The following is a 7,719-nucleotide window of genomic DNA, read 5'->3' as shown; positions in this document are numbered from 1 at the left end:
CATTAAATAATGTAACCTTTGAGAAAATATACGTAACGCTTTGGATCGTCGCACAGGCACTAACGCAGACTTTCCATCTCGCGAATGCGTTTGGCGCCTTCTGCTTCCAGTTGCCTGGTGACGGCGCCGATCAGCGTTTCGGCGACGACGAAAAGGGCAGCCGAAGAGTCCCATGCCGACGGCACCGCGGTTCGTCCGGCGATAACATGACGAGCAAAGCGGGCGATCGGCGACAGCCACTGGTCGGTGAACAGCACGATCTGGACGCCACGCTGATGCGCCTTCTCGGCGAAGCGGACGAGGCTGTCCTGGTAGCGCCTGATGTCGAAGATCACCAGCACGTCGCGCTTGCCCATGTCGATCAGTCGGTCGCGCCACATGCTCTCCTGCCCGGCGAGGTGAAAGACATCCGGCTGGATGACGGCGAGGTGGGCGGCCATGTAGCGCGCCAGCGGATCGGTGAAGCGACCGCCGATCAGGAATGTCTTGCCGCGCCGGTCGGCGAGCCGGGCGGCGATGTCGGCAAGCTGCCTGTCGGAGAGGTGCCTGAACGTCTCGCGCATATTGTCGAGCGTCGCTTCCAGCATCGGCGACGCCGTGCCGCCGCCGGGCGAGGGCGGGTTGAGCGTCCTTGTTGCCGGCGATTGCAGTTGCGCCGCCAGTTCGTCCTGCAGGCTCGACTGGAATTCCGGATAGTTCTGAAAGCCCAGCCGGGCGACGAAACGCAGGATCGTCGGCGAGGAGACGCCTGCCGCGGCCGAGAATTCAGCGACCGTTTTCAGGCCGATCATCGGATAGTTGGCGATCAGTGTCTGGGCCGCGCGCCGTTCGCCGGCCGGCATCGTGCCGAGGCGATCGGCGATCAGTTCGGCAATGCTGGAAATCATGTTTTCCCCACCTCTGGCTCGGCCGAAGGCCTTTTCCGAGATCGCATTTGACAAAGCCGGACAAACTGTATGAAATCATCCACAGGGACGCAATGAGGCAAAATACGTAACATACGATACAGCGCTCCCCGGGGACGGCAGAGTATGGAGAAAGCACGGCCCGCCAGCCTTGCATCGTCTGATACCGTGAGGGTGACGAACCCCGCCGGATCGAGCCCATTCGTGCTGACCTGCGATCACGCCTCGAACTACCTGCCGGCCGAATTCGGCACGCTCGGCCTTGCCGCCGAGGACCTGTCGCGTCACATCGCCTGGGATCCCGGCGCGCTGCCTGTTGCCCGCCGCATGGCGCAGGCGCTTGACGCGACTCTGGTCGAGACCCGCATTTCGCGCCTTGTCATCGACTGCAACCGGCCGCTCGACGCGCCCGACCTGGTGCCGCCGGTCAGTGAGACAACGGTCATACCGGGCAATGCCGGCCTGTCGGAAAACGAGCGGGCGGCACGTGTTGCCCTGTCATGGCAGCCTTTCCACGACACGATTGCCGGTATCATCGACAACAGGCTGTCACATGGTCAGGAAACGCGGCTGGTTTCGGTCCACTCCTTCACGCCGGTCTACAAATCCAAAAACCGGCCCTGGCATATCGGCATCATCCACGACGAGGATCGCCGGCTGGCGGCGCCGCTGATATCGGCGCTGAAGCGGCTTGCCGGCGTCACCGTCGGCGTCAACGAGCCGTATTCGCCTGCCGACCGCGTCTATTTCACGCTGGAACGGCATGCGCGATCACGCGGCCTGCCCTGCGCGATGATCGAAATCCGCAACGACGAAATCGCCGGCGAGACCGGGCAGCGGAAATGGGCGGATCTGCTCACGGGCATTTTTTCGGATCTGGAGCCAGAGGAGGCCGGATATTCCAGATCGCATTCAGTCGGAAAGTCAGTTCAATCGGCCAATTAGAACCACAGGGGAATGAAAATGGCAGGACCGGATTATACGGACGTTGACAAGAAGGAGGACCTGAAGGTTCTCCACGGCATGGGCTATGCCCAGGAACTGTCGCGGAGCATGAGCCGCTTCTCGAATTTCGCGATATCGTTCTCGATCATCTGCATCCTTTCGGGCGGCATCAACTCCTTCGCGCAAGCCACATCGTCGATCGGCGGCGCAGGTGCGGGCATCGGCTGGATCGTCGGCTGCTGCGTGTCGGGCTTCTTCGCCCTTGCCATGGCGCAGATCGCCTCGGCATTTCCGACCGCCGGCGGCCTCTATCACTGGGCTTCGATCCTCGGCAACCGCTTCACCGGTTGGCTCACCGCTTGGCTCAACCTGCTCGGTCTCATCACGGTGCTCGGCGCGATCAACATCGGCACTGCGTTCTTCTTCACAGGAACGTTCGGAAGCTGGTTCGGGATGACCGGTACGCCAGGCGAAATCGTCGGCTTCGTCGCTTTCATTACGGTCCTGCAGGCCTTGCTCAATCATTTCGGCATCAAGTTGACAGCCATGTTGACCGATGCTTCCGGCTTCATCATTCTCGGAACGACCGCAGTGCTGATCGTGGCCTGCCTGGTGTTCGCGCCGGCGATCGACGTCACGCGGCTGTGGACCTTCACCAATTATTCGGGTGATGCGGGCGGCGGTGTTTTCCCGCAGACGGATTCCATGGGTTATCTCTTCCTGCTCTGCCTGCTTTTGCCGGTCTACACTATCACCGGCTATGACGCGTCGGCGCACACGTCGGAAGAAACGCTGAAGGCTGCGCACTCGGTTCCGCGGGCAATCGTGTCGTCGGTGGTCTGGTCCTCGCTGATCGGTTGGGTGATGCTGTGCGCCATCGTCCTAGCGATCCCGGATCTGGCGGCAGGCGCCAAGCAGGGCTGGAACGTGTTCTTCGCCACCATGGACACGATTCTGCCGGTGTGGCTGAAGGAACTGCTCTATCTGGGAATCCTGATCGCGCAGTTTCTCTGCGGTCTCGCCACGGTGACCTCGGCTTCGCGCATGCTCTTTGCTTTCTCCCGCGACGGCGGCATGCCGGTTGGCTCGGGGTCGCTGGCCAAGGTGAGTCCAGCCTGGCGTACCCCGGTCAACGCCATCTGGACCGCAGCGATCCTTGAGATCATCTATGTCTTTCTGGCGCAGTTCATCTCGATCGGCGGCACCAACATCTACACCATCGTTGTCAATTCGACGCTGGTGTTCCTTTTCCTGTCCTTCATCATCCCTATCATGCTCGGCATGATGGCTTTCGGAACCGCGAAATGGCCGAATCCAGGCCCGTGGAACCTCGGTGGCGGCCTGTTCAAGCTCTTCTGCGTACTGTCGCTCGTCGGCATGGTGATTATTTTCTACATCGCGATCCAGCCGCCGAACGACAAGGTGCTTTACATCACCATAGGCTTCATCGTGCTGACCGCCGTGCTCTGGTTCGGCTTCGAGAACCGGCGCTTCAAGGGGCCGCCGATCGGCGACCAGATCGCCAAGCGCCAGGCCGCCATCGCTGCCGCCGAGTTAGCCGTCGGCGAAACGGGCCACTGACATCAGCTATCATGGCCATGGCCGGCATCGTGCCGGCCATGGTTTCGTTCGATCAATCAAAGCCCAAGCGCTGGAGTGCCAAAGGAATGGCCGGAAATTTCTCGTTCGATCAGTTGAAGAAAGCGGTCTCCAGCGGCGAGATCGACACGGTGCTCGCCTGCATCGTCGACATGCAGGGACGGCTGGCGGGAAAACGCTTCCTGGCGAAATACTTCGTCGATTCCGCGCATGACGAAACGCATGGCTGCAACTATCTGCTGGCCGCCGACATCGATATGGAGCCGGTGCCCGGCTACAAGGCGGCGAGTTGGTCGAAGGGCTATGGCGACTTCGTCATGAAGCCGGATCTCGCCACGCTGCGGCGCATTCCCTGGCTGGAAAAGACCGCTCTCGTGATCTGCGACGTGCTCGACCACCACACGCATGACGATCTGCCGCATTCACCGCGCGCCATCTTGAAGAAGCAGGTCAAACGGCTGAGCGAGCGCGGCTATATCGGCTATTTCGCTTCCGAGCTCGAATTCTATCTGTTCAACGAGACCTATGATTCCGCCCGCAAGAAGCACTGGCAAGGTCTCGATACCGCATCGCCCTATATCGGGGACTACCAGATCGGTATCACCACCAAGGAAGAAGGCGTCATGCGCCGGCTTCGCAACGAGATGGAGGCGGCCGGCATCCCGATCGAGAACTCCAAGGGCGAGTGGGGTCCGGGCCAGGAAGAGATCAATGTGCGCTATGCCGAGGCGCTCGACATGGCCGACCGTCACGTCATCCTGAAGAACGGCGCCAAGGAAATCGCGGAGTCCGAGGGCAAGGCGATTTCGTTCATGTCCAAATACAATTACGGGCTCGCCGGCAATTCCAGCCACATCCACAATTCGCTGTGGAGCGCCGATGGCAAGACGCCGCTGTTCTTCGATAAGGCGGCCGACTGGACGCTGTCGACGCTTGGCCAGCAATGGGCCGCCGGCCAGCTCAAATACGCCAAGGAATTCACTTGGTTCCTGGCGCCCTACATCAACTCCTACAAGCGCTTCCAGGCCGGCACCTTCGCGCCGACCAAGATCATGTGGAGCGAGGATAACCGCACCGCCGGCTTCCGCCTGTGCGGCGAGGGCACCAAGGGCATCCGCATGGAATGCCGCATCGGCGGCGCCGATCTGAACCCGTATCTTGCGTTCGCAGCGCTGCTCGCCGCCGGCCTTGCGGGCATCGACGAGAAGCTGGAATTGCAGAAGCCGTTCGTCGGCGATGCCTATCAGGCATCGCGCCTGCCGGAGATTCCGAAGACGCTGCGCGATGCCACCGAGACGCTTGCGAAGTCGAAGATGCTCAAGCAGGCGCTCGGCGAGGATGTGCTCGAACACTATGTCCACACCGCAAAGTGGGAGCAGCTCGAATACGACCGCCGCATCACGGATTGGGAACTGCACAGAGGGTTCGAGCGGTACTAGGTATCGACGGTTCGTCGGCGCCCCTTCACTCTTACCCTCTCCCCGTGGGGGAGAGGGTGCCGGCAGGCAGATGAGGGGCAGCGCCAGGCCATACGATTTTGTTGTAGAATACGAGGACTTACAAAATGACCGAGACGGTCAAACTCATATCCCCCATCGACGGTTCGATCTATGCCGAGCGACCGATCGCGACCGACCAGGCGATCAATGCCGCGGTCGAGCGTGCCAAGGCGGCTCAGGAGAAGTGGGGGCTGACGCCAATCGTCGAGCACGGCAAGTACATGCTCGCCATGCTGGAAGCGCTGGTCGCGATATCAGACGAGATCGTGCCGGAGATCGCCTGGCAGATGGGGCGGCCCGTACGCTACGGCGGCGAGTTCGGCGGCGTCAGGGAACGCACCACCTATATGGTCGAGATCGCCGAGCAGGCGCTCAAGCCGGTGCCTGCCTCCAACCCGAAGGACGGCTTCCGCCGCTATGTGAAGAAGGACCCGCTCGGCGTGGTCATGGTGATCGCGCCGTGGAATTATCCCTATCTCACCGCCGTCAACACCATCGTGCCGGCGCTGATGGCCGGCAACACCGTGATCCTCAAGCATGCGGCGCAGACGCTGCTGGTCGGCGAGCGCTTTCAGCAGGCGTTCGACAAGATCGGCCTGCCCAAGGGCGTGTTCCAGAATGTCGTGCTGAATCACACCCAGACCGAAAGGCTGCTCGGCTCGGGAAAGATCGACCATGTCAATTTCACCGGTTCGGTCGGCGGCGGCCGCGCCATCGAAAAGGCGGCGGCCGGCACCTTCATGACGCTCGGCCTCGAGCTTGGCGGCAAGGATCCGGCCTATGTCCTGCCGGATGCCAAGATGGATCATGCGATCGCCAATCTGGTCGACGGCGCCTTCTACAATTCCGGCCAGTGCTGCTGCGGCATCGAGCGCGTCTATGTGCACGAAAAGGTCTATGACGAATTCGTCGAAGGCTTCATCGCCGAGACCAAGAACTATGTCGTCGGCAATCCGCTCGAACAGGCGACGACGATGGGGCCGATGGCGCAGGCGCGCTTCGCCGACCTGATACGTGAACAGAAGGCCGAGGCGCTGCGCAAGGGCGCGGTGGCGCACATCGACATGAAGGTGGCTAACGACAAGGCCGGTTCGCCCTATCTGGCGCCGGAAGTGCTTACCAATGTTGACCATCAGATGAGCGTCATGCGCGAAGAGAGCTTTGGACCGATCGTCGGCATCATGAAGGTGCGTAACGACGAAGAGGCGATCGCGCTGATGAACGACAGTCCTTACGGGCTGACGGCTTCGATCTGGACCCGCGATACCGAGCATGCCGTCGCGATCGGCAACCGGGTCGAGACCGGCACGGTGTTCATGAACCGCTGCGACTACCTCGATCCGGCACTGGTCTGGACCGGCGTCAAGGACACCGGCAAGGGCGCGGGCTTGTCGGCCATCGGCTATGACAATCTCACCAGGCCGAAATCATTCCATCTGCGCGAAGCCATCTGATTTATTGAAAGACAAAAATGTCCAAGCTGATCTCCAAATGGAACTACCCCACCACCGTCCGCTTCGGCGCCGGCCGCATCAAGGAATTGCCTGAGGTGCTGGCGGCCACCGGCATCAAGCGGCCGTTGTTCGTCACCGATCCTGGCCTGGCGAAACTCCCAGTCGTCGCCTCGACCCTAGAGATCCTCGACGATGCGAAGGTCCCTTACGGCGTTTTCTCCGAGGTCAGGCCGAACCCGGTCGAATCCAACCTGACCGCCGGCATCGCCGTGTTCAAGAAGGGCAAGCATGACGGCGTCATCGCCTTCGGCGGCGGCTCGGCGCTCGATCTCGGCAAGCTGATCGCCTTCCAGGCCGGGCAGGTCAGGCCGGTGTGGGATTTCGAGGATGTCGACGACTGGTGGACGCGCGCCAATTCGGATGCCATCGCGCCGATCATCGCCGTGCCCACCACCGCCGGGACCGGATCGGAGGTTGGCCGCGCCGGCGTCATCACCAATGAGGCCACGCACACCAAGAAAGTCATCTTCCATCCCAAATTGTTGCCGGCTATCGTCATTGCCGATCCGGAGCTTTCGGTCGGCATGCCGGGCTTCATCACCGCCGGTACCGGCATGGATGCGCTGGCCCATTGCCTCGAAGCCTATTGCGCGCCCGGCTACCATCCGATGGCCGACGGCATCGCCGTCGAAGGCGTGAGGTTGGTCTTCGAGAACCTGCCGAAGGCCTATGCCAACGGCGGAGATCTCGTCGCGCGCGCCCACATGATGAGCGCCGCCGCCATGGGCGCCACCGCCTTCCAGAAAGGGCTCGGCGCCATCCACTCGCTGTCGCATCCGGTCGGCGCGCTCTACGACACCCATCACGGCATGACCAATGCGGTGTTCATGCCCTATGTGCTGGCCTTCAACCGTGATCCGATCGAGGAGCGTATCGGCCGGCTCGCCGCCTATTGCGGCATCAAGGGCGGCTTTGACGGCTTCGCCAAAGCCATCATCAAGCTTCGCAAGGAACTGAAGGTGCCGCATGCACTGCCCGGCCTTATCAAGGGGCTCGACATGGACAAGAAGCGTAAGACGCTGATCGCCGATATGGCGGTGGTCGATCCGACTGCCGGCGGCAACCCGGTCAAGCTGACCAAGAAGGCGGCGCTGACCTTGCTCGAAAACGCCATCGCCGGCACGGTCTGAGGCGTTTTCCGCGCCGCAAAGTGATCTGAATAGGGGCTATGAAAACAAGGGGGAGGATGACGGGCAAGGCAAAAACTAGTTAGCCGGAAAAAGAATCGCGGAGCGATTGCTACATCAGGTTAAAAAG

At 61.5% G+C, this 7,719-nt stretch carries 6 protein-coding genes; 5 read left to right on the top strand and 1 reads right to left on the bottom strand.

The genetic code is table 11. The annotated features are described in order from the left end of the window. Positions 1–59: 59 nt before the first annotated feature. Complete coding sequence (locus tag EOD15_RS23835) at positions 60–887, bottom strand: MurR/RpiR family transcriptional regulator (RefSeq protein ID WP_127318706.1); 828 nt, start codon at positions 885–887, stop codon at positions 60–62. Between the two features lie 144 nt (positions 888–1,031). Here EOD15_RS23835 and EOD15_RS23830 point away from each other — a divergent pair, with 144 nt between their 5' ends. From EOD15_RS23830 to EOD15_RS23810, 5 genes are all read left to right on the top strand, one after another. Continuing rightward, positions 1,032–1,850, top strand: a complete 819-nt coding sequence (locus EOD15_RS23830) for an N-formylglutamate amidohydrolase (protein ID WP_127318708.1) — start codon at positions 1,032–1,034, stop codon at positions 1,848–1,850. An 18-nt stretch (positions 1,851–1,868) separates the two neighbouring features. After that, positions 1,869–3,431, top strand: a complete 1,563-nt coding sequence (locus EOD15_RS23825; protein WP_127318710.1) for an amino acid permease — start codon at positions 1,869–1,871, stop codon at positions 3,429–3,431. Between the two features lie 86 nt (positions 3,432–3,517). Further along, positions 3,518–4,888: a glutamine synthetase family protein gene (locus tag EOD15_RS23820; protein ID WP_127318726.1), complete on the top strand. Its 1,371-nt coding sequence runs from the start codon at positions 3,518–3,520 to the stop codon at positions 4,886–4,888. 125 nt (positions 4,889–5,013) lie between these two features. Continuing rightward, positions 5,014–6,402 (top strand): aldehyde dehydrogenase family protein, encoded by a 1,389-nt coding sequence (locus EOD15_RS23815; RefSeq protein WP_127318712.1) that lies wholly within the window; start codon positions 5,014–5,016, stop codon positions 6,400–6,402. Between the two features lie 17 nt (positions 6,403–6,419). After that, complete coding sequence (locus EOD15_RS23810; RefSeq protein WP_127318714.1) at positions 6,420–7,592, top strand: iron-containing alcohol dehydrogenase; 1,173 nt, start codon at positions 6,420–6,422, stop codon at positions 7,590–7,592. The last annotated feature ends 127 nt before the right edge of the window (positions 7,593–7,719 follow it).

Source organism: Mesorhizobium sp. M7A.T.Ca.US.000.02.2.1, from assembly GCF_003996995.1.
Taxonomy (GTDB): domain Bacteria; phylum Pseudomonadota; class Alphaproteobacteria; order Rhizobiales; family Rhizobiaceae; genus Mesorhizobium.
The sequence above is the reverse complement of the archived record's forward strand: the minus strand, read 5'-3'. Positions and strand labels throughout refer to the sequence as shown.

Excerpts from the sequence above, each read along its gene's own strand:
- EOD15_RS23835 (WP_127318706.1), bottom strand. The coding sequence starts at position 887 with ATGATTTCCAGCATTGCCGAACTGATCGCCGATCGCCTCGGCACGATG.
- EOD15_RS23830 (WP_127318708.1), top strand. The coding sequence starts at position 1,032 with ATGGAGAAAGCACGGCCCGCCAGCCTTGCATCGTCTGATACCGTGAGG.
- EOD15_RS23820 (WP_127318726.1), top strand. The coding sequence starts at position 3,518 with ATGGCCGGAAATTTCTCGTTCGATCAGTTGAAGAAAGCGGTCTCCAGC.
- EOD15_RS23810 (WP_127318714.1), top strand. The coding sequence starts at position 6,420 with ATGTCCAAGCTGATCTCCAAATGGAACTACCCCACCACCGTCCGCTTC.
- EOD15_RS23825 (WP_127318710.1), top strand. The coding sequence starts at position 1,869 with ATGGCAGGACCGGATTATACGGACGTTGACAAGAAGGAGGACCTGAAG.
- EOD15_RS23815 (WP_127318712.1), top strand. The coding sequence starts at position 5,014 with ATGACCGAGACGGTCAAACTCATATCCCCCATCGACGGTTCGATCTAT.